Origin of the sequence: Thiorhodovibrio litoralis (assembly GCF_033954455.1) — a bacterium.
Classification (GTDB): domain Bacteria; phylum Pseudomonadota; class Gammaproteobacteria; order Chromatiales; family Chromatiaceae; genus Thiorhodovibrio; species Thiorhodovibrio litoralis.
On record NZ_CP121473.1, the window covers coordinates 698904 to 721007 of the forward strand.

Consider the following 22104-nt stretch of genomic DNA (forward strand, 5'->3'; position numbering starts at 1 on the left):
ATTTAGGATACAGCGGGTTTTACTTCGCTGCGGCGATCGGTCGTTGATCGGGCGTCTTCGGGGGGAGCAACCACCCGCGCGCGACCACTGAGCATGGCTTTGGCCAAGTCCTTGAGGCCGCGCATTTCTGTTTTTGTCCCGGCTTCATCCACGAACAAATAGGTCGACGTCAGCGGACTGATCCAGGAAAGCTGGATGCGCCGACCATCCGCCTCGGCGTCGCCAAAGGGTGAGTCGAGCTCGAACCAGGTGCCGGATTTGGTCTTGCGCAACTCCTCGATCATTGCTTGGAGGGCATCCTCCGGAACCTCGGCAGAGGCTGGTTGTAAGTTGGAATCTTCCGCGCCCGGGCTGCCGTCGAAGTGCGTTTGCGGCAGGGTGGAAAGGCCCAGAGGCCGGCCGGCCGGCGGGCGCGATGGCAAGGCTTGGCCGCGGCGCAGTTGCTCGCGCACGCCATGCGGGTTTGCCAGTAGGTTGTCGAGCACAATCAAGCTAGCCCGATTGTGACTGCCAAGACGCTGAGCGCCATTGGCGATGCGCTGTCGCAGTCGCGGCAGTTCGCCGATCCGGGCACGCAGTGCGGCTCCGGTTACGCGCGGATCGAAGACCTCTACCAGACTGCGTGCGGTGTCGAGGGCCTCGCGCCAGCTGGGGCTGTCTGGTCCCTCGTCGCGATGCTGGCGCACCAGGGTCAGGAGCTCAGTCCAGGTGGTGTCGAGAAATACCCGAACCTGCTGCGGAACCTCATAGGGTCGCAGCAACTCGAGCATGGCTCCGCGCGCTTGCTTTTGCGCGTCGCGCGCGGCTGAGCGCTCGCGGTGAAAATCCCGGCTGCGACGTTCGGGGGAAGTGCGCAATTGCTGCAGCGGGCGAATCTGCCGGCGCAGGTGATCGAGCAGTGGCTCGAAGGGGGGCGGCTCGCCGTCCGGCGTGTCGAGAATACGCTCGACCACCTCCCGCAGAACTGGCAATGCGCCCTGACGCGGATCGGATTCGTCGATCCATAAGCTGCCCGCTTCGACGCATTCATCGAGCAACAGCCGCCCGGGATGACCAGGGTCACGCAGCAGTCCGATGTCGCTGATAGCCGCTTTCAGATAGGGGATCTGCAGTTGTCCGAGCGCGGCTTTGGCAATCATCGGCAGGCCTGGCGTGTCGAACATCTCCGCAAACATGCGCTCAATTGTGTTGATCAGCTCGGGATCGCGAGCGTTCATGCTGGCTTTGTTCAACCCGCCGATAGCGATCTGGTCGCTGCGGCCCCCGGGAGGCAAGGGAGCGGTCTGCGAACCAACGACAGAATGCGCGACCGTGCTGAGAAAGCTTTGCAGAGGGGATTGCTCCTCCGGTGCTCGACTGATCTCTTGTGGGCGCTCGGCCGCGCTGGCGCTCGGCTCGGAGCTGCTGGGGTTGAGGCCGGGCTGGCTGGCGGCGAGTTCAAGCAAATCGCCGACCAAGGCTTGATAGACCGCGTCTTGATCGTCAGGGTCAGGGCTGCCGTTTGCGCTGGCGCCAATCTGCGTGCTTTGGTAGGCAGTGCGGCGCAGGTTGACAGGCCGCGTCTTCGGCAGGATGCCGGCGTTGCGCAGGAGGTCGTTCAGCTCGCGATACAGTGTGGCGGCCGACCAGGTGACGCGGTGATGAAAGAGCGCATAAAGCACCACTTTCACGCGGATGTCGAATTCTTCCTCAGCAATGGCGGCGCGAAAGCCGTGGGCCAGATGATGGGGGCCGGCAGGGATTTCGTCATCGCGCAGCTTGCCGCCGCCGGAAATCGCGGCGAGCCGCTGACTGAGCGCGTACAGCTCCGGAAAGCAGTGCGCATTGGTGCGGATGATCAGGTTCTTGATCGCCAGCGCCTCATTGTCGCTGGCGACGGTCTGAATCTCACGTTCATCCGAGCCGATGATCTCGCGTCGCGGCAGCCATGGGCGCGGCTCGGCGCGGCCATGGGTGAAAAAATGCGCCATGCCATTGTCGATGGCGGCGTGAAAACGCTGGCTGATGGCCTGCTGGGCCTCGTCGAGTTGCGCGGCGGTGGCGAAAAACAGACTTTGCGCCAACTCGTTGCCGACAACCTCGGCGAAGCCAAGCAATGACGGGCCTGCCGACTCAAACAGCGCGACCAGGCGCTGGTCGCAGAATTTCAGCGTGCATGCGCGATAGCCATCAATGGCTTCGCGCACGCGCGCTTTATCGAGGGTGGCTCTGGATTTCGATCGGAGCATGGGCCGCGAGATTAATCCTCGCCGATCACGCGTTCATCGCGCGGAGTGGAAAGCATCTTTTCGGCCTCGCCCTGCTGGTTGGCGAAGATCAGGCGAAATTCGCCGTTCTCGTCGGCTGGGGCTTTCGCGCGCAGATCGCGCACCAGAGTGCGTGCTTCCTGGTAGCGATCTTTGGTGTCGATATAGGTCAGCTGCCGCTTGGGCGAGATCTTGTAGACAAAATAGGGCATAGCAGTCGTTTTTCTGGCAGAACCGAATGGAAATGACAAGGATACCCCGGAGCGGTGCTGCTGGCGATGCCATTTGATACCGCTGAGGCAATCGGCGCCCCGGATGCCACCCGATGGCTGGATCCGGATCGCGTCCGGCACATGCCGGGCTGGTTTTCGCCGAACGGGCCTTTTCGACTATGATCCTTCGCTGAGCGGGCCGCCATGGCTTTGCAATAAATATAACCACGCCTTTGGAGCCACGCCTTTGCCGAATCACAAGCGTTAACCTGTTGTGCGGGAGCAGGGCGATGGACGCAAGGGGGACGCCCTAATGGCGGCCCTTTGAAGGCAAATACAGGAGATGGGGAGCATGCATATCGAGACACTGGCGATTCACGCGGGTTTTGCGCCGGACCCGACCACCAAGTCGGTGGCCACGCCGATCTACCAGACCACCAGCTACGCGTTCGACGATACCCAACACGGAGCCGACCTGTTCGACCTGAAGGTGCAGGGCAACATCTATACCCGCATGATGAATCCCACCAGCGACGTGCTGGAGCAACGGGTGGCGGCCATGGAGGGCGGTGTCGGCGCGCTGGCGCTGGCCTCTGGCATGTCGGCAGTGACCAACTCCATCCTGACGATTGCCCAGGCCGGGGATAACATCATCGCTACAGCCACGCTCTATGGCGGGACTTATAACCTGTTTGCGCATACGCTGCCGCGTCTCGGGATTGAAGCGCGACTGGTGGCTCCTAACGACATCGACGCCATGGAAGCGCAGATTGATGACAACACGCGCGCGGTCTTCTGCGAGTCAATCGGCAACCCGGCCGGGAATGTGGCGGATATTTCAGCGATTGCCGAGATGGCGCATCGCCATGGCGTGCCTTTGATTGTCGATAATACGGTGCCGTCTCCCTATTTATGTCGGCCGTTTGAACATGGCGCGGATATCGTAGTGCATGCGCTGACAAAATACATGGGCGGGCATGGCACAACCATTGGTGGCTGTTTGGTCGATAGCGGGCGGTTTCCCTGGGCCGAGCATGCTGCGCGCTTCCCGCTACTCAATGAGCCGGATGTGTCCTATCACGGTGTCGTCTACACCGAGGCTTTGGGGCCGGCGGCCTACATCGGGCGGGCGCGGGTGGTTCCCCTGCGCAACATGGGCGCGGCGATTTCGCCCTTTAACAGTTTTCTGATTTTGCAGGGTATCGAGACCCTGCATGTGCGCATGGATCGTCACTGCGAGAATGCGCTGACGGTGGCGGAATTCCTGCGCGATCACCCCAAGGTGGAGTGGGTGCGCTATGCCGGTCTGCCCGACAGTCCAGACTATCCGCTGGTGCAAAAATACATGCGCGATGCGCGCGCGAGCTCCATCCTGTCCTTTGGTATTCGTGGTTCTTCCGGCGACGGACGCGAGGCGGGCGGGCGCTTTATCGATGCGCTGCAGCTGGCGGTGCGCCTGGTCAATATTGGTGACGCCAAAACGCTCGCCTGCCATCCGGCCACCACCACCCACCGCCAGCTTTCCCCCGAGGAGCTCAAAGCGGCGGGTGTGTCGGAGGATCTGGTGCGCTTGTCGATCGGCATCGAACATGTCGATGACATCATTGCCGATCTCGAGCAGGCGTTGGCGGCTGCCTGAGCAAGGCTGCTGCTCTCCCGGCGGCTTACCGCGTGCCTTACCAGCCGCGGTAATACCAGCGGTTGTCCCATTGGGTTGGCGAAAAAGTGTTGGTTGCGGGATAGGCCGCCTGAGAGGCGGGCTCTTCATCGCCGGTGACAGGCGATTCGCTCGCGGTCTGCGTGTGTTGTGCCTGCTCCATCTGGGTTGGCTCCATCTGGGTTGGCTTCATCTGGGCCGGCTGCATGGGAACTGAGGGTATGCCGACTGGCGGCATGCGGACGGGACGTTTCGCGTTCTGAGCCGGCGTGGCCCAGGGGCCACCCAGCCAGCGAGCCATCGGGGCGTGCGGGATCGCGCTTGGGTGATGTGCGTCCAGGGGAGGCGGGGGGATGAACGGGAGGATCGGCTGCCGATCCCCAAGCAAGGCCCGTCGTTGCGCATTCAGGTGATCGCTGACTTGCTGATGCTGATGTTGGTGCAATTCTGCCTGGGCCTGCAGGGCTTCTTCGTTCAATCGAAGTCGCGATTCATGATATTCGCGCCGGTGCTTGGCCAGAGCCTGGCGTTGCGCCCGTACCTCGGCGATCCAGCGTGGCAAGCGATCCGCGTTGGTCATGGAATCACTGGTGCTGGCAACCCTGGAGAAGGCGTCGCCGAACATACCAGGGTTGAACGAAGCGGCTCCATGCGACCCGTCCAGAGGCTGTTCCTGGATGGTGGCTTTCTCTGTTGGCTGGTTTGATTGACCCAATGCGGGGGCAAGGGCACTCGCTAGCAGGATGCAAACCACGGCCACAGCAGCGCGGGAGATGGCAGCGGGCAGCCGTGTTACCGAGACGCCCGGGGCGGCGTCGGAGATGTGATGCGTGCGAAGCATAAAGCCAAAGCGCTTCCCTGTTGTTTGCGTGCAGTCGATCGCAGGGCGCCGGTCCTGGCGGTCAGCAGAGCCGTTAGATCCTGACCCTGTTTCCTTGTCCCATTTCCAATGGTTTAGACCGGGTTTGGGCTTTTTTCAAGTCGCCGGTGGATTTCCTGGCGTAGACACGACAGGGCGCTCTCGCAACGAATCGGGCCTGCTTCGCGGGTGGTGATGAAAAAAACATCGTCGACCTCGGCGCCGACAGTGGCGATTTTGGCGCTGTGCAGGCGGATATCGCAGCTGGCGAAGACGCTGCCGACCTCCGCGAGCAGTCCTGGTCGATCGAGCGTGACCAGGCGCATCAGGGTGCGCTGGTGTCCGGGGTCATCGCTGAAGCTGACGCGGGTTTCGATGGGGAAATGATGATGCTGGCGCGGCAGTCGCCGGGCGACCTCAACCTTGTCGTTGTCGAGTTGCTCGAGTTCGCGGTGGAGCAGGGCGCACAGTTCTTCCGTTTGTTCGTCCTCCGGAATCGGCTGGCCGTCGGCGCCGAGCACCTGAAAGCTGTTGGTTGCGCTGTGGTCGTCGGTTGTTGTGATGCGGGCATCGACGATGTTAAGCCCGAGCTGGTCGAGCAGCGCCGTGGTGCGCACAAAGAGATTTTTGTTGTCGCGCGCATGAATGAAAATCTCGCTGCAGCCGCGCGCTGGCAGCGAACGGATTGCTACCAGTGGTAGGCCGAGGCGGTCGCCGGCGAGAATCTGCTCGCTTTGCCAGGCAATCTCCTCGGGCGAGGCGGGCGCGAAGAACTCGGCGCTGAGCTTGCGCCACAGGCGGCGACATTGCTCGGCCTCGATGCCGGCGCGGGCGAGTATGCGCATGGCTTCGGTTTGCTTCTGCTCGATCAGATCATCCTGGGCTTGCGGGTTGTCGAGCCCGCGTTCCAGGGCGTCGCGGGTGCTGAGGTAGAGCTCGCGCAGCAGCGCATCCTTCCACGAGGTCCAGCGCTTGGGGTTGGTGGCGCGGGAGTCGGCCACCGTGAGCAGATAGAGGTAATTCAGCCGGTTGATGTCGCCGACTAGGGTGGCGAACTCCTGAATGACCTCCGGGTCGCGGATGTCCTTGCGCTGCGCGGTCAGGGACATGAGCAGGTGGGTCTCAACCAGCCACACCACTAGGCGGCTGTCGTATTCGCTTAAGTGATGCAGCTGACAGAAGTCCCAGGCATCACGGGCGCCAAGCTGGGAGTGATCGCCGCCGCGGCCCTTGGCAATGTCGTGGAACAGGCCGCCCAGATAGAGCAGCTCGCGCTTGGGAATGCGCCGCGCGATGGCGCTGCACAGCGGGAATTCGTGGTCGAACTCGCTGACGCTGAAGCGGCGCAGGTTGCGAATCAGCCGCAGGGTATGCTCGTCCACCGTGTAAACATGGAACAAGTCATACTGCATGCGCCCGACGATGTTGGTGAAGGCCGGAATGTAACGCTCGAGCACCCCGTAGCGGTTCATGCGCGTGAGCACGCGACTGAGCCCGGTCGGTTGGCGCATGATCTCCATAAACAGGCTGCGGGTGCGCAGATCCTCGCGAAAGTCATCGTCGATGCGGTGGCGGTTCTCGCGCACCAGGCGGATGGTGCTGGCGCGCACGCCCTTGAGATTGGAATGCAACTGCAGCAGGTGAAACAGCTCGAGCAGCGCAAAAGGCGCGCGGTTGAACACCTGAGCGTGGGTGACTTCCAGGTAACCGCTGCGGGACTGGAAGCGCTTGTTGATCGGCTGCGGCGGGCCGATGTGATCATGCAGCACGATGGCCTCGCGAAACAGCTGCAGCAGCATTTCGTTCAGCCGGTTGAGCTCCATCACGGCGCGATAATATTGCTGCATGAACTGCTCGACGGCGAGATCGGTCTCGGTGTCGGAAAAACCGAACTGGGCCGCCAGGGTGCGCTGGTAGTCGAACAGTAGCCGGTCCTCGCGTCGCCCGGCGAGCCGGTGCAGCGCGAAGCGGATGCGCCACAGCAGGGCCTGGCATTCGATCAGGGTGAAATATTCGGTCTCGGTCAGGAAGCCATGGCGCACCAGTTCGGCGAAATCCGTGGTGCCGAAGTGGCGTTTGGTCACCCAGGCGATCATCTGGATGTCGCGCAGCCCGCCCGGGTTCTCTTTGATGTTTGGCTCGACGCTATAGGCGGTGTCGCCATACTTCTGCCAACGCGCGAGCTGTTCGTGACACTTGGCGTCGAAAAATGCCTCGCTCGGCCAGATACGCTCGGGCGCGATGGTGCGCTGCATGTCCGCGAACAGCGCCTCGCTGCCAGCCAGCAGGCGGGCCTCGATCAGATTGGTGATTACGGTCACGTCGTCGCGCGCCTGGACCTCGCAGTCGGCAGGGGTGCGCACGGCATGGCCGACCTCCAGGCGGATGTCCCACAGGAAGGTCAGAAAGGCGCTTAGGTGTTCTGAAGTCGCCTCAGGCGCGTCGGGTGCGATCAGAATCAGCAGATCGATATCCGAGGCGGGCATGAGTTCTGCGCGCCCGTAGCCGCCGACGGGTACCAGCGCAGCTTGCTCGTCGTCCGGCCCGAACTGCCGCCAAGCCTGGATCAGGAGTTCGTCGATCAGGTGGCTGCGGGCGCTGCCGAGCGTCCCGATGGGCACCGCGGCGTCGAAGGCATCCGACAGGCGGCCAGTCGCCCGCGCGAGGACTTCGCGAAACAGGCCGATGGCCTGGTTACGTGAAGCGCCGGCAAGGCTTTCTCGCTCCTGGTCTGTGAGCGGCTGGTGCGCGATTGCGTCTGGCGTCATCTTCGGGTTGCCATGAGAAAGCTGCTTTCATCGTTTGGGTTGGGCGAGAGCATGAACGTCAGGCGGCTTGCATCTGCGCGCGCTCTTCCTCGCGCAGCGTCAGGATCTCATGGCCGCTCTCGGTGACCAGGATGGTATGTTCCCACTGCGCCGATAGGCTGCGATCCTTGGTGACCACGGTCCAGCCATCGGGTAGCAGTTTGATATAGCGTTTGCCGGCGTTGACCATGGGCTCGATGGTAAAGCACATGCCGGGTTGCAGCACCAGCCCGTCGCCCGGTTTGCCGTAGTGCAGCACTTGGGGCTCCTCGTGGAACTGTCGGCCAATACCGTGACCACAGTATTCGTGTACTACCGAGAACTTGTTGCGCTCTACCAGAGTTTGAATGGCATGTCCGATGTCACCCAGGGTGGTACCGGGGCGCACTGTGGCGATGCCGGCACGCATGGCCTGCTGGGTGACATCGATCAATCGACCGGCCAGCACCGATGGCTGGCCGACGGTGAACATCTTGCTGGTGTCACCGTGATAACCATCCTTGATGACGGTGATGTCGATATTCAGCACATCGCCTTTTTTCAGGCGTTTCTGTGACGGGATGCCGTGACAGACCTGATTGTTGACCGAGGTGCAGATCGATTTTGGAAAGCCCCGGTAATTCAGCGGCGCGGGGACCGCTTTCTGTTCCCGGGTGATGAAATCATGGCACAGGCGGTCGAGTTCCCCGGTGGTGACGCCGGGTTGAATATGCTCGCCGATCATCTCAAGAACTGCAGCCGCGAGCCGTCCGGCGACGCGCATTTTTTCGATTTCAGCGGGGGTCTTAATGGTAACGCTCATGGATCGGGAATCAATGATGCTGGTGCGGGCGCTCACCTGTGAGGCGAAAGGTGCGGCGCAGGGTATTGCTCAAGGTGTGGCGCAAGTCGCGCAAGAAAAACAGGGCGCGTAAAAAACGCGGTGATGGTCGCCGGTGCTCGGGTGCATCATTGCCCAAGAGCAGCCCGCCATGGTATAAGATGCGCCGCGAAGCCGCAAACCACACCTCAACTCGGCCGCTCCAACGGCAACGGTTATCCCGGATTACCCCACGGATGGTCTCAGTTGGCTGTCCGCCGTCCCGGCAAGCCTGATGTGTCGACCTTGAAGGAGGTCCTGGCCCGTCTGTCGGGCCTGCACGGGAAATTGGCAGGGGCCATGCGTTACAGGGTCCCGGAGTGACAGAAACCGGTTTGGCGGTGTCGCGGTTTTGATCTTGCGCGGTCGATTAGATGTCGCGCGCAAGCAAATCTCGAACTCACTTTGTTACTACAAACGCCACACGCGTTCCGACACATCATGCTGGGTGCCTCCGCTTGCGAGGTTGTGTGATGGGGGTCGCGGAGGTCCAACCCAAGCGGAGTTTAAAGCAATGACAGACGTTTCCATGCGCCAGATGCTGCAGGCCGGCGTGCATTTCGGGCATCAAACCCGGTACTGGAACCCAAAGATGGGTGCCTACATCTTCGGGCAGCGCAACAAGATCCACATCATCAACCTGGAGCGCACGCTGCCGCTGTTCCAGGATGCAATGAATTATCTCGGTAAGCTGTCCTCCAACGGTGGGCGTATCATGTTCGTCGGCACCAAGCGCGCCGCGCACGACCCCATCCGCGAGCAGGCCCAGCGCTGCGGCATGCCCTATGTGAACCACCGCTGGCTCGGCGGCATGCTGACCAATTTCCAAACGGTGCGTAAATCCATCCAGCGCCTCAAGGATCTTGAGGCGATGTTCGAGGACGGCACCATCGAGCGCTTCGGCAAGAAGGAGCAGCTGACGCTGAGCCGCGAGCGCGACAAGCTCGATCTGAGCCTTGGCGGCATTAAGAATATGTCGGGCTTGCCCGATGCGCTCTTCGTGATCGACGTCGGTCACGAGCGCATCGCGGTGACCGAGGCGAACAAACTTGGCATCCCGATTGTCGGAGTGGTCGACACCAACAACGACCCGGGTTCGGTGGACTATGTCATTCCCGGCAATGACGACGCCATTCGCGCCGTGAGCCTCTACATTGAGGCTGCCGCATCAGCCATTCTCGATGGCCGGCAGACGGCGGCGGCCATGGCTGGTGGTCGCGATGCCGGGCAAAGCGAGTTCCTGCCTGAAGAGGCCGCCGCGGCGGCTGAGGAAGCGGCTGCTTCCTGAGAATCCCATCGCGGCATCGCCCGACAGACAGTTTGATACATTTTTTTGGGGGATTTCATGGCAATTTCTGCCAGTTTAGTCAAAGAGCTTCGGGAGCGTACCGGGGCCGGCATGATGGAATGCAAGAAGGCGCTGGTCGAGACCGCCGGCGATATCGAGGCGGCGATCGAGGCCATGCGCAAGTCCGGTCAGGCCAAGGCGGCCAAGAAAGCCGGCCGCACCGCTGCTGACGGCGTGGTCGAGATCCGTGTCTCCGACGACGGCAAGCAGGCGGTGGTGATCGAGATCAACAGCGAAACCGACTTTGTCGCCAAAGACGGGAACTTCTCCGCCTTCGCCGCCGCGGTCGCCGATGCGGCGCTGGCCTCCGAGGTCGAGGATGTCGCCGCGCTCGCGGCACTGAATCTGGCCTCTGGCGAGAGCATCGATACTGCGCGCGAGGCTCTGATCGCCAAGGTCGGCGAGAACATTCAGCTGCGCCGGCTGCTGCGCTTCAGCAACTGCGAGGGCCGTCTGCATCAGTATCGTCATGGCACCCGCATCGGCGTCTTGGTCGAGTTGATTGACGGCGATGACGCCCTCGGCCGCGATATCGCCATGCACATTGCCGCGACTAACCCGGGCTGGGTCAGCGAGGACGAAGTTCCTGCGGAGGCGGTCGCCAAGGAGCGCGAGATTTTCCGCGCCCAGGCACTCGACAGCGGCAAGCCTGAGAACATCATCGACAAGATCACCGAGGGACGGGTGCGCAAGTTCTTCGAGGAAATCACCCTGCACGGTCAGGCTTTCGTCAAGGATACCGAGCAGACCGTCGGCAGTTTGCTGAAGAAAGCCGGGGCCAGGGTCAAGCGCTTCGCGCGCTTCGAAGTCGGCGAGGGGATCGAGAAAAAGACCGAGAACTTCGCCGAGGAAGTGCAGGCTCAGGCGCGTGGCGTCTGATGTGTGCGTCTAAGCGCTGAGTTGATTACGGAGCAGCCATGGGGCATCGGCGAATTCTGCTAAAGCTGAGCGGCGAAGCCTTGCTCGGGGATGCGTCCTGCGGCATCGACCCCGCAGTGCTTAACCGCATTGCCGCCGAGGTTGCCGAGGTGGTCGCTGCCAAGACGCAGATCGCGCTGGTGATCGGCGGCGGCAACATCTTTCGCGGTGCCGGGCTTGCCGGCGCCGGCATGGATCGCGTGACCGCCGATCAAATGGGCATGCTCGCCACCGTGATGAACGCGCTCGCTATGCAGGATGCACTGGAGCGCATCAGCGTGCCAACCCGGGTGATGTCGGCGCTCAAGATCAATCAGGTGTGCGAGGACTACATTCGCCGCCGTGCGGTGGCGCATCTCGATGCCGGACGGGTGGCTATTTTCGCTGCCGGCATTGGCAGTCCCTTTTTCACGACGGACTCAGCCGCGAGCCTGCGGGCGATCGAAATCGGGGCGGATTTGCTCATCAAGGCGACCAAGGTCGACGGAATTTATTCGGCCGACCCGGTGACGCACCCCGACGCCGTGCTGTATCGTCGGCTGACTTACGAACAGGCGCTGCGCGAGAACCTCAAGGTGATGGATGCCACGGCCATTGTGCTGTGCCGCGACAATCAGGTTCCGCTGCGGGTGATGAACATCTACGAGCCAGGCGCGCTGGTGCGGGCCGCGGCCGGCGAGGATATTGGCTCCCTGGTAGAGAGTGAACCCAGAGAATGATCGACGACATCAAGAAAAACGCCGCCGAGCGCATGGCCAAGAGCGTCGAGGCGCTCGGCCATGAACTTGCGAAGATTCGCACGGGCCGCGCCCATCCGTCGCTGCTCGATCATGTCAAGGTGTCCTACTACGGCTCCGAGGTGCCGATCTCCCAGGTGGCTAATGTCGCTGCCGAGGATGCGCGCACCCTGACGGTGACCCCGTGGGAGAAGACCATGGTGTCAGTGGTCGAGAAGGCCATCATCCAGTCTGATCTTGGCGTAAATCCCAATACCGCCGGGACCGTGATCCGCGTGCCCATGCCACAGTTGACTGAGGAGCGCCGGCGCGATCTGCAGCGCATCGCGCGTCAGGAGGCCGAGCAGGCCCGTGTGGCGGTGCGCAACATCCGCCGCGATGCCAACAGCGATCTCAAGGAATTGGTCAAGGAGAAGCTGATTTCTGAGGACGACGATCATCGCGGTCAGGAAATCGTGCAGAAACTGACGGATCAGTACGTCAAGGAAGTCGACCAGGTTCTGGAGCGCAAAGAAGCCGATTTGATGGCAATCTGATGGTCCCAGCTGAATGGGAATCCACAACCGACTCGGCGAACGTTTTGCCGGTGCATGTTGCCATTGTGATGGACGGCAACGGTCGCTGGGCGCGGCAACGCGGCCTGCCGCGCACGGCCGGGCACAGGGCGGGTGCCAAGAGCGTGCGCGCTGTGGTGGAGGAATGCTTGCGCCGCGGCATTTCAGCCTTGACGGTGTTTGCTTTCAGTAGCGAGAACTGGCGCCGGCCCAAGTCGGAAGTGAATGTGCTCATGGAACTTTTCATGAGTACGCTGCGCATCGAAATGCGTCGCCTGGTAGAGAATGATGTGCGTTTTCGCGTCATTGGCGATCTGAGTGCTTTTTCGGAACGATTCCAGCGCCAGGTACGCGAGGCCGAGCAGGCGACACAAGATAACCAGGCGCTGACCTTGCAGGTGGCTGCCAACTATGGCGGGCGTTGGGATATCGCTCAGGCGGTGAGGCAGCTGGCGGACGAACTGCTTGCCGGTCAACTGAAGGCCAGTGAAATCGACGAAGCGATGATTGGCAACCGCTTGGCGTCAGCCGGTCTGCCAGATCCCGATCTCTTTATCCGCACCGGCGGCGAGAAGCGGCTGAGCAATTTCCTACTGTGGCAATCGGCTTATGCCGAGCTGTATTTTTCTGACCTGATGTGGCCAGAATTCGATACGGACGCTTTCTCTCTGGCGCTCGCGGATTTCGCGCGGCGCCAGCGGCGCTTCGGCCTAACTGGCGAGCAGCTTGACGCAGTCGACGGGGAACTGGGTGCGGGGTTGGAAGCGGGCGAGCAGGAGTCCATCCCGGACTCTACTGGGCCGTCTGCCGGGCAGTCCGCCGCTATCGCCACTACCTCGGTGCGATCGTCTTACGACATGGTCTGATAGCGCGATTGCGGACCCTTGAATATTCCCTCCTCCATGTCTGAGCCAAATACAACGGCAATGTCCGGGGCGCTGCGCGAGCGGTTCTGGACCGCACTGGTGCTGGCATTGCTAACAGCTGGAACCGTGCTCTGGCTGCCCACTGCGGGGCTTGCAATTGCGCTGGCGCCAGTTGTCGGGCTGGCGGCCTGGGAGCTTGCTTTTTTGCTGGGCTTGTCCCGGACGTCTTGGCGTTGGGCTTATCTGATCACAGCGCTTGCTGTGATGGGGCTCGGCTGGTTAGCCGGTTTGGTTGCCATACCTTGGCCGCTGCTGCTGCCGACGGCGCTGTTCTGGTTGTTCTTGACGCCATGGATTCTCCGCGCGGGGCCGGTGCAACCAGCCACCGCGGTCGATCGCTGGATGCTGGTTTTTTCCTTGCCGCTGGTCCTGGGATGCTGGATTGGACTGCTGGCGCTGCATGCGATTCCCGCTGGCGGGCCCTGGATGGTGCTCTTTGTGCTGATGCTGGTGTGGCTGACCGATTCCGGCGCCTATTTTGCCGGGCGTCGCTTCGGGCGGCGCAAGCTCGCGCCCCGTGTCAGCCCGGGAAAGACCGTCGAGGGTGTGATCGGAGGGCTGTTTGCTTCGGGATTGTGGAGCTTGATGTTGATTCCTGTCGCGCCAACCCTGGTGTCCTGGCTGTGGCTGGTGCTGCTGTGCATGCTGACGGCTGGGGTGTCGGTGGTGGGCGACTTGCTTGAGAGCTGGCTGAAGCGCCGCCGCAATCTTAAGGATGCCGGCTCACTGCTGCCGGGTCATGGTGGCATGCTCGATCGAGTGGACAGCATGCTGGCCGCGGTGCCCCTGTTTGCACTTGGTTTTCTGCTGTGGGAGGCAACCGCATGATTGGCATCGCCGTGCTTGGCTCGACCGGTTCCATCGGTGTGAGTACGCTGGACGTGGTGCGGCGCCACCCGCAGCGCATGCGAGTGGTGGCCTTGAGTGCGCACCGCAATGTCGAGCGCATGGCCGACCAATGCCGGGCGGTCAAACCGCGCTATGCGGTCATGGTCGATGCCGAGGCCGCGGCGCGACTTCGCGCTGCCCTCGCGGACATGCGCGACCCACCCGAGGTGCTGGCCGGCGCGGAAGCGCTTGAGGAGATTGCGACCCTGCCGGAGGTCGACTATGTGATGGCGGCCATCGTCGGTGCCGCCGGACTGCTGTCCACCCTGGCCGCAGCGAAAGCAGGCAAGCGTCTATTGCTGGCGAACAAAGAAGCATTGGTCGTGGCGGGCGCCATCCTGATGCGCGCGGTGGTCGAGTCCGGCGCCGAGCTGTTGCCAATCGACAGCGAACACAATGCCATTTTCCAATGCCTGCCGCCACAGCGACCGGAAGGTCTGGCACCCGCGGGCGTTGAGCGCATTCTACTGACGGCTTCCGGCGGGCCCTTTCGCAACACCCCGGCCGAGGATCTGCTGCGGGTGACTCCCGATCAGGCCTGCGCGCATCCCAACTGGAGCATGGGGCGCAAGATTTCCGTTGACTCAGCGACCATGATGAACAAGGGGCTCGAGATCATCGAGGCCTGCTGGTTGTTCGATACGCCGCCTGAGCGTATTCAGGTGGTTGTGCATCCGCAAAGCGTGATTCACTCCATGGTCCAATACAACGACGGCTCGGTGTTGGCACAACTCGGCAACCCCGACATGCGCACGCCCATTGCGCATGCACTGGCGTGGCCGGAACGCATCGCCTCGGGCGTCGAAATGCTCGATCTTTTTGCTGTCGCGCGACTGGACTTCGAGCCGCCCGCGCCGGAGCGCTTCCCCTGCCTGCGCCTCGCCTATCGTGCGGCGAGCGAGGGCGGCACTGCCCCCGTGGTGCTGAATGCCGCCAACGAGGTGGCCGTGGCGGCTTTTCTGGACGGGGATGTCGGCTTTACCGACATCGGTCGGATTGTCGAGATGACCATGGATCAGATGCCCGTCGTACCGGTCGAGCAAACCGACATGCAGGCGGGGCTCAATCAGGTGCTAGAAGTCGATGCACAGGCGCGCGCACTGGCGCGCCAGTCGGTCGCGAGCCTTGGCGTATCCTCGGGAGCCCGGGCTGAATGATTGACCTGCTGCTCAAGCTCGGCGCCTTTTTAGTGGCGATCGCGATTTTGATCGCGGTGCACGAGTTTGGGCATTTCTGGGTGGCGCGGCGCCTGGGTGTCAAGGTGCTGCGCTTTTCACTGGGATTCGGCAAGCCCCTGCTGACCTGGCATCGGCGCGGCGATGAAACCGAGTATGTCCTCGCCGCCTGGCCAATCGGCGGCTATGTGAAGATGGTCGATGAGCGCGAGGAGGAAGTCGTCGATCCCGCCGATCTACCACGCGCCTTCAATCGCCAGTCCTTGTGGAAACGCTCAGCGATCGTGGTGGCAGGGCCAGCGGCGAATTTTCTGTTCGCGTTGTTGGTTTACTGGCTGGTGATGATGGCGGGCGAGTCCGGCTTGCGCTCTGAGGTTGGTGAAGTGGTTCCCGATTCCATCGCAGCCAGCGCCGGTTTCGTCCCAGGCGATCTGATCGAACGTGTCGACGGGCGCGAGACCCCGACCTGGAGCGCGGTGTGGCTCGCATTGCTGCGTGGCTCATTGAACGACGAGGACGTCCTGGTGCGCGTGCGTGACGCCTCGGGCTCGCCCCAGGACCGGTGGTTGCCGAGTGCTGAGCTTGGCGGGCTGGACCCGGCCCGGGGCTTTTTATTGTCACTCGGCCTGAGTGGGCCGCGACCTGCTCTGCCGCCAGTGATTGGTGAGCTGGTGCCGGGACAAGCGGCGCTGGCGGGGGGATTGCAAACTGGAGACCGCGTCACGGCGATAGACGGCCAACCTGTGCAGGTGTGGGCGGATCTGGTCGATGCCGTGCGCTCCCATCCGGGGCAAGCGCTGGAGATCCAGGTCGAGCGCGGCGCCGATACCTTGAAGCTCTCAGTGGTGCCAGCGACCCTGACGGAAGGGGATGAACGCTTCGGGCGCATCGGCGCCGGACCCCTGGTGCCGGAGGATTTTTATGCGAGCCAAGAGGTTTCGGTGCGACTGGGACCGCTGGCGGCGGCCGAGGCGGCAGCAACCCGGGTGATGGATGTTTCCGTGCTCACGCTGCGGTTGATCGGGCGCATGCTGACCGGGCGTGCCTCGATCGAGAACCTGAGCAGTCCAATCGGCATCGCTGACGCGGCCGGGCGGACGGCAAGTGTCGGCTTCGAGCCCTTCGTAAAATTCCTGGCGTTGCTCAGTGTCAGCCTGGGATTGTTGAACTTATTACCAGTGCCGGTGCTCGACGGCGGACATCTGTTGTTTTTCGCGGTGGAGGCGGTGATTCGCCGCCCACTCCCCGATGATGTGCTGGAACAGAGCCAGCGTCTGGGCATCGCTCTCCTGGTTGGCTTGATGACGCTGGCATTTTACGTCGACATCGCGCGCTTTCTCGCTCCGTGACGCTTGGGCTGATTAAGGGGTTTCCCTTATAATGGCACCTTTTAGCCGCCGCTCAGGGGCCACAAGGCAGACCGGCGGCCGGATTACTGGCCTTTAATTCATGGGCGCGCCGCGACAACGGGCCGCGTCAACCAATCCGACCAAGCATCCATTGAGGGCGTAAGGTGTGCCAAAGCTAAACAAACGCACGATGTTGCGACGCGCGAGCGCTCTCGGCCTGCTGCTGGGAGCATCGCTCTGGGTGGGCGCCGCCGCTGCCCAGTTTCGTGTTGCCGATATTCGCGTCGAGGGCCTGCAGCGCATCGCCGCCGGGACCGTCTTTACCTATCTGCCGGTGCAGATCGATGATGTGGTTGCTGATGACGTCACCGCTGATATCATCCGCTCCCTTTACGCCACCGGGTTTTTCGACGACGTAAAGGTCGAGCGTGACGGCAATATCCTGGTGATCTGGGTGCGCGAGCGCCCGGCGGTGGCACAGATCGACATCGTCGGCAATAAGTCCATCAAGACCGATGATCTCAAAGAAGGTTTGAAGGAGATCGGTCTTGCCGAGGGGCGGGTGTTTAACCGTTCGGTGCTTGACCGCATCGAGCAAGAACTGCGGCGGCAGTATTTCGCTGCGGGTAAGTACGGCATGGATGTCGAGTCAACCGTTTCGCCACTCGAGCGCAACCGCGTTGCGGTGCGCATTGAGGTCACCGAGGGACTGACGGCGCGGCTCAAACAGGTCAATATCATCGGCAATGAAGACTTCAAGGAAAAGACCCTGCTAAAGCAGTTCAAGCTGGGGCCGACCAAGTGGAGTTCTTTCTATACCAAGAATGACCGCTATGCCAAGGAGAAGCTTGCCGGGGATCTGGAAGCCCTGCGCTCGTTTTATCTCGATCGGGGTTACATCAATTTTAAGATTACCTCGACTCAGGTCACCATTAGTCCTGACCAGAACGACATCTATGTGACCATCGGCATTGAGGAGGGCGAAATCTTCCACGTCAGCGATATTCGCTTAGCCGGCGATCCGTCGGTTCCAGTCGATCAGCTTTTTCCGCTGATTCACATGCAACGGGGTGAGGTGTTCTCGCGCAAGGCCGCGAGCGAAAGCGCCGAACGGATTTCGGGGCTCCTTGGGAATGAGGGCTATGCTTTCGCCAATGTGAACACGGTGCCCGAGGTGGATGCCGAGAACAAGACAGTCGCTGTGACCTTTTTTGTCGATCCGGGTAAACGCGTTTATGTTCGCCGCGTGAACATGAAAGGCAACACTCGCACGCGTGATGAAGTCTTGCGGCGCGAGATGCGCCAACTCGAAACGGCCTGGTTTTCCGCCGATCGGGTGAAGGAGTCGCGTGAGCGTCTGCAGCGGCTCGGCTTTTTCGATGACGTGACAATAGAAACGCCGGCGGTCGCTGGCTCGCCAGATCTTGTCGATGTGGATGTCACTGTGACCGAGAAGCCTTCGGGTAATCTGCTTGCAGGTGTTGGTTACTCTCAGTCCGATGGGATACTGTTTAACACCAGTGTCTCGGAAAACAATTTTCTTGGCACCGGTAAGCAGGTGTCCTTGGCCTTCAATACCAGTAGCACGAATCAGCTTTATCGCCTGGCTTATACCAATCCCTACTATACGGTTGATGGAATAAGCCGAGGGTACAATCTTGCTTATCAGACGACTGACTTCGACAATTATATTGGGGCGGATTATTCAACGGATGTTGGCTTGGCGGAAATGAACTTTGGCCTGCCGATTTCCGCCACCAGCCGCGCCGGGCTTGGCTTGCGCTACCAATATACGCATTTCTTCGCCGGCGAATACTCTGAGTTAGCACAAGATTTTGTTGCCACCAATGGGGAGATTTTCAACGACTTTTTCCTCACCGCAAGCTACACAAAAGACTCGCGAGACTCGGCTGTTTTCCCGACCAAGGGGACATTGCAGGGCATTTACGGGGAAATTTCAGTACCGGGAAGCGATCTTCAGTACTATCGCCTCACCTATCGCGGGCGCCAATACGTGCCGCTAACACAGCGCTTTACCTTCGCGCTGCGCGGGGATGTTGGCTATGGTGGGGGATATGGCGACACCTCGACCATGCCTTTCTTCAACAATTTTTATGCGGGTGGGCCGGGTTCAGTGCGCGGTTGGGAAGCTTACTCACTCGGACCGCGTGAAACCACCGTAGAGCAAGATCCGGTGGGCGGCAATCTAAAGATCACTGGCAGTGTTGAGCTCTTTGCACCGCCGCCGGTCGGTGGAAAATTCGAGGATACCCTGCGCGTGGGCGCCTTCTTTGACTTTGGCAATGTGTGGTGGACGCAGCAGACGGATTTGGTCTCTCCAACGGGTTTTGATCTTGGTGAGTTGCGATATTCAGCGGGTTTGTCGTTGGCCTGGCTGTCGCCGGTTGGCGCTTTGTCGTTGAGTGTTGCCTATCCGATTAATGCCAAGGAGAACGATAACACGCAGGAGTTCCAATTCTCCTTTGGCCAGAATTTTTGACCTGGGTCCGCGCAGCCGAGGAGTATCAATTTGATCGAACAGCTGACGATGCGAATCCTACTCAGTTTCGGGCTTATGGTTGCCGCGGCTTTTGCGGTTTGCTCGGCGGAGGCAGCGGGTCAAGAAGAACTGGACACGAGTCTGCGCATCGCCGTCGTTGACCCCAATCGCATCGTCGAGGAGTCCCCTCAATACGAGTCAGCCCGTCAGGTTCTGCTCGAGGAGTTGAACGAGCGTGAGAGCACGCTGATCGATCAGCAGGAAGGGATCGACAGACTGCAGAAGCGCCTAGAGCGTGATGCGGCGTTGATGAGCGAGGATGAGCTGCAACGGTTGCAAAACGACATCCGTTCGCGTACGCGACGCCTGCGTTATGAGAAGGAAGAAATGCAGGAGGATTTCGCTCTGCGCAAGAACGAATTGCGCACCCGCCTGGTCAAGCAGGTCGAGGAAGTGGTTGCGCAGATCGCCCGCCAAAAGGGGATCGATCTAATTCTGACCGACGGCGTGGTCTACTTCAGCGAGCGCATGGATGTGTCCGATGAGATCATCGAGCGGCTCAAGAAGGAGTTTGCTGACCGCTGACAGCGGTCATGCATCCAAAGCGCGTGTCGGGTAGGGAAGGGATACAACTGGCTGATTTGGCCGAGCGCGTTGGCGCCGAGTTAGCCGGTGATGGACAGGTTGTCGTGTCGCGCGTGGCGACCCTGGAGCGAGCAGCCCGCGACTGCCTGACTTTTCTAGGTGATGGCAAGCGACGCTCGCATCTGGCGCGCACCCAAGCCGGTGGGGTGGTGATTCGTCCCGAGGACATCGATGACTGTCCCGTATCTTGTTTGGTGTCGGACAATCCTTATCTGACCTTTGCGCGCGCGATTGAAATCCTGCATCCGCCCCTGCCACCGACTCCGGGCTGCCACCCGAGCGCGGTGATCCATGAAGACGCGTGCATCGACCCGAGTGCGTCTGTTGGACCCTTGTGCGTGATTGAAGGCGACGTCACAATCGGTCCCCGCGTGCAAGTCGGTCCTGGCTGCGTGCTCCTGGCCGGTGCGCGAATTGGGGCAGACAGCCGTCTGGTGGCGCGGGTTGTGGTGTGCGAGAACTCGGTCATCGGTGAGCGTGTACTGCTGCATCCAGGAGCTGTGATCGGTCGCGAGGGGTTTGGGTTCGCGAAGGATGGCGAGCGTTGGGTGCGAATGCGCCAGATTGGCCGCGCGGTCCTTGGCGACGATGTCGAGATTGGTGTCAATTCGGCGGTTGATCGCGGCGCTATCGATGATACCCGCATAGACAACGGGGTCAAAATCGACAGCCTGGTGCAGATTGGCCACAATGTGCAAATTGGTGAGAATACTGCGATGGCGGCTTGCAGCGGGATTTCAGGGTCGACCCGCATTGGACGCAACTGTACCTTGGCCGGTGCCGTTGGCATGGCGGGGCATTTAACCATCGCTGATAACGTGCATTTTTCCGGCATGGCGATGGTGACGCGTTCCTTTAGCGAAGCCGGGGCGTACAGTAGCGGAATCCCCGCGATGCCGGCGACCGATTGGCGGCGTCAGGTGGTGCGTTTTCGGCAACTCGACGACATGGCCAGGCGGGTGAGACAGCTTGAGGCGCGCATTGCGACACTCGCGCCCGAGGACGATGCCTGAAGGACACTGCCGGAGGAGAACGCCCAAGGAAGCGGCGCCTGAAGATCTAAAGACACGGCCGGCGCCGACGGATTCTTGGGCGGCCGGTGAATATGAATTGGATGCCGGGCGAGCCGTTTCAGTGGCGTCGCCCTGACACTCGCCTGAAGACTCGGTAGTTGGTTCTTGGAGGCTGCTTTGGTAATTATGGATATTCACAAGGTGATGAGCTTCTTGCCGCACCGCTATCCCTTTCTGTTGGTGGACCGGGTGGTGGAGTTTGAGCCGGACCAACGGCTGCTCGCGCTCAAGAATGTCACCTTCAACGAGCCTTTTTTTACCGGGCATTTCCCGGTGCGCCCGGTGATGCCCGGGGTGCTGATCGTGGAGGCCATGGCACAAGCCACCGGGCTTTTGGCCATGGCGTCGCGACCGGACGAAGTGAGCGAAAAGTCCTTGTATTATTTTGTCGGAATCGACAAGGCGCGCTTCAAGCGGCCGGTTGAACCCGGCGATCAGTTGTTTCTGGAAGTCACCCTGAAGCAGGTGCGCCGCGGTATCTGGAAATTCGATGGCGTGGCGCGGGTCGATGACAATCTGGTCGCGACTGCCGAAATTATGTGCACGGCGCGGGATTTCTAATCCTTGATTCATCCGAGCGCGGTTATCGACCCCGATGCCGATCTGCATCCGGAGGTGGAGGTCGGTCCCTTTGCGGTGATCGGCGCCGAGGTCAGCATTGGCCCCGGCTGCCGTATCGGCTCGCACGCGGTCATCAAAGGGCCGACGCGCATCGGAGAAGACAATCAGATTTACCAGTTCGCGGTCGTTGGAGAGGTCCCGCAGGACAAGAAATTTGCTGGCGAGCGCTCCGAACTGGTTATTGGTGATCGCAATGTGATCCGGGAGTTCGCCACCCTGCATCGCGGTACTGCTCAGGATCAGGGCGTGACCCGCATCGGCAACGACAATCTGCTCATGGCCTATACCCATGTCGCTCACGACTGCCGAATCGGCAACAATGCGATCATGGCCAATGCCGCCTCGCTCGGTGGTCATATCCAGATCGACGACTGGGCGATTCTGGGTGGTTTTACCATCGTGCATCAGTTTTGCCGCCTGGGCACCCATTGCTTTACCTCCATGGGCTCTGTGGTGAGTAAAGATATTCCGCCTTTCGTTACCGTTAGCGGGCATCCGGCGCGAGCGCGTGGTGTGAATGTAGAAGGGCTGCGCCGTCGCAATTTCAGCGCCGAGCGTATCGCGCTGATTCGCCAAGGGTATCGATTGCTCTATCGGTCCGGGTTATTGATCGATGACGCTGTCGCGCGCCTGCGCGATATGGGCGCGGAGGCGCCGGACCTGGCTCTGATGGCGGATTTCGTCGCTGCCCGGGCGCGCAGTCTGCTGCGCTGAAAGGATCTCAATTGGT

General features: G+C 61.2%; 19 protein-coding genes. 14 read left to right on the top strand and 5 right to left on the bottom strand.

Annotated elements, in window-relative coordinates:
- Nucleotides 1-2 precede the first annotated feature (2 nt).
- Nucleotides 3-2228 carry a DUF1631 family protein gene (locus Thiosp_RS03180; protein ID WP_207188030.1) on the bottom strand — a complete coding sequence of 742 codons (2226 nt, stop codon included), beginning with the start codon at nucleotides 2226-2228 and terminating at the stop codon, nucleotides 3-5.
- A gap of 11 nt (nucleotides 2229-2239) precedes the next feature.
- The gene (locus Thiosp_RS03185) at nucleotides 2240-2599 is read right to left on the bottom strand and encodes a hypothetical protein (protein WP_323696819.1); all 360 of its coding nucleotides are present in this window, start codon (nucleotides 2597-2599) and stop codon (nucleotides 2240-2242) included.
- Between the two features lie 211 nt (nucleotides 2600-2810).
- On the opposite strand from Thiosp_RS03185, the gene Thiosp_RS03190 reads away from it, so the two are divergent.
- On the top strand, nucleotides 2811-4097 hold the full coding sequence (locus Thiosp_RS03190) for an O-acetylhomoserine aminocarboxypropyltransferase/cysteine synthase family protein (protein WP_201066058.1): 1287 nt from the start codon (nucleotides 2811-2813) through the stop codon (nucleotides 4095-4097).
- Nucleotides 4098-4134: 37 nt separating this feature from the next.
- Here the strand turns inward: Thiosp_RS03190 and Thiosp_RS03195 are convergent, their stop codons facing one another.
- The 3 genes from Thiosp_RS03195 to map form a co-directional block, all read right to left on the bottom strand.
- Complete coding sequence (locus Thiosp_RS03195) at nucleotides 4135-4956, bottom strand: hypothetical protein (protein ID WP_201066056.1); 822 nt, start codon at nucleotides 4954-4956, stop codon at nucleotides 4135-4137.
- A 113-nt stretch (nucleotides 4957-5069) separates the two neighbouring features.
- On the bottom strand, nucleotides 5070-7742 hold the full coding sequence (gene glnD, locus Thiosp_RS03200; protein ID WP_201066054.1) for a [protein-PII] uridylyltransferase: 2673 nt from the start codon (nucleotides 7740-7742) through the stop codon (nucleotides 5070-5072).
- Between the two features lie 58 nt (nucleotides 7743-7800).
- Nucleotides 7801-8583 carry a type I methionyl aminopeptidase gene (map, locus tag Thiosp_RS03205; RefSeq protein ID WP_201066052.1) on the bottom strand — a complete coding sequence of 261 codons (783 nt, stop codon included), beginning with the start codon at nucleotides 8581-8583 and terminating at the stop codon, nucleotides 7801-7803.
- A gap of 586 nt (nucleotides 8584-9169) precedes the next feature.
- On the opposite strand from map, the gene rpsB reads away from it, so the two are divergent.
- The 13 genes from rpsB (at nucleotide 9170) to lpxA (ending at nucleotide 22088) form a co-directional block, all read left to right on the top strand.
- Nucleotides 9170-9928, top strand: coding sequence for a 30S ribosomal protein S2 (gene rpsB / locus Thiosp_RS03210; protein WP_201066162.1), 759 nt, complete (start codon nucleotides 9170-9172; stop codon nucleotides 9926-9928).
- Between the two features lie 57 nt (nucleotides 9929-9985).
- Nucleotides 9986-10867 carry a translation elongation factor Ts gene (gene tsf / locus Thiosp_RS03215; RefSeq protein WP_201066050.1) on the top strand — a complete coding sequence of 294 codons (882 nt, stop codon included), beginning with the start codon at nucleotides 9986-9988 and terminating at the stop codon, nucleotides 10865-10867.
- A gap of 38 nt (nucleotides 10868-10905) precedes the next feature.
- Complete coding sequence (gene pyrH / locus Thiosp_RS03220; RefSeq protein ID WP_201066048.1) at nucleotides 10906-11625, top strand: UMP kinase; 720 nt, start codon at nucleotides 10906-10908, stop codon at nucleotides 11623-11625.
- Complete coding sequence (frr, locus tag Thiosp_RS03225) at nucleotides 11622-12179, top strand: ribosome recycling factor (protein WP_201066046.1); 558 nt, start codon at nucleotides 11622-11624, stop codon at nucleotides 12177-12179. Before pyrH ends, frr begins: the two co-directional genes overlap by 4 nt.
- Nucleotides 12180-12247: 68 nt before the next feature.
- Nucleotides 12248-13063 (top strand): polyprenyl diphosphate synthase, encoded by an 816-nt coding sequence (gene uppS, locus Thiosp_RS03230; RefSeq protein ID WP_242518497.1) that lies wholly within the window; start codon nucleotides 12248-12250, stop codon nucleotides 13061-13063.
- A 36-nt stretch (nucleotides 13064-13099) separates the two neighbouring features.
- Complete coding sequence (locus Thiosp_RS03235) at nucleotides 13100-13951, top strand: phosphatidate cytidylyltransferase (protein ID WP_242518483.1); 852 nt, start codon at nucleotides 13100-13102, stop codon at nucleotides 13949-13951.
- Nucleotides 13948-15168, top strand: a complete 1221-nt coding sequence (ispC, locus tag Thiosp_RS03240) for a 1-deoxy-D-xylulose-5-phosphate reductoisomerase (RefSeq protein WP_201066042.1) — start codon at nucleotides 13948-13950, stop codon at nucleotides 15166-15168. The genes Thiosp_RS03235 and ispC overlap by 4 nt, the downstream gene beginning before the upstream one ends.
- On the top strand, nucleotides 15165-16535 hold the full coding sequence (rseP, locus tag Thiosp_RS03245) for an RIP metalloprotease RseP (RefSeq protein ID WP_207188029.1): 1371 nt from the start codon (nucleotides 15165-15167) through the stop codon (nucleotides 16533-16535). The genes ispC and rseP overlap by 4 nt, the downstream gene beginning before the upstream one ends.
- A gap of 190 nt (nucleotides 16536-16725) precedes the next feature.
- On the top strand, nucleotides 16726-19035 hold the full coding sequence (gene bamA / locus Thiosp_RS03250) for an outer membrane protein assembly factor BamA (protein WP_201066040.1): 2310 nt from the start codon (nucleotides 16726-16728) through the stop codon (nucleotides 19033-19035).
- Nucleotides 19036-19110: 75 nt separating this feature from the next.
- Nucleotides 19111-19620 carry an OmpH family outer membrane protein gene (locus Thiosp_RS03255; protein ID WP_407702784.1) on the top strand — a complete coding sequence of 170 codons (510 nt, stop codon included), beginning with the start codon at nucleotides 19111-19113 and terminating at the stop codon, nucleotides 19618-19620.
- A gap of 8 nt (nucleotides 19621-19628) precedes the next feature.
- Nucleotides 19629-20693: a UDP-3-O-(3-hydroxymyristoyl)glucosamine N-acyltransferase gene (lpxD, locus tag Thiosp_RS03260; protein ID WP_201066038.1), complete on the top strand. Its 1065-nt coding sequence runs from the start codon at nucleotides 19629-19631 to the stop codon at nucleotides 20691-20693.
- 177 nt (nucleotides 20694-20870) lie between these two features.
- Nucleotides 20871-21314: a 3-hydroxyacyl-ACP dehydratase FabZ gene (fabZ, locus tag Thiosp_RS03265; RefSeq protein WP_201066037.1), complete on the top strand. Its 444-nt coding sequence runs from the start codon at nucleotides 20871-20873 to the stop codon at nucleotides 21312-21314.
- Between the two features lie 3 nt (nucleotides 21315-21317).
- Nucleotides 21318-22088, top strand: a complete 771-nt coding sequence (gene lpxA, locus Thiosp_RS03270; RefSeq protein WP_201066036.1) for an acyl-ACP--UDP-N-acetylglucosamine O-acyltransferase — start codon at nucleotides 21318-21320, stop codon at nucleotides 22086-22088.
- Nucleotides 22089-22104: the final 16 nt, after the last annotated feature.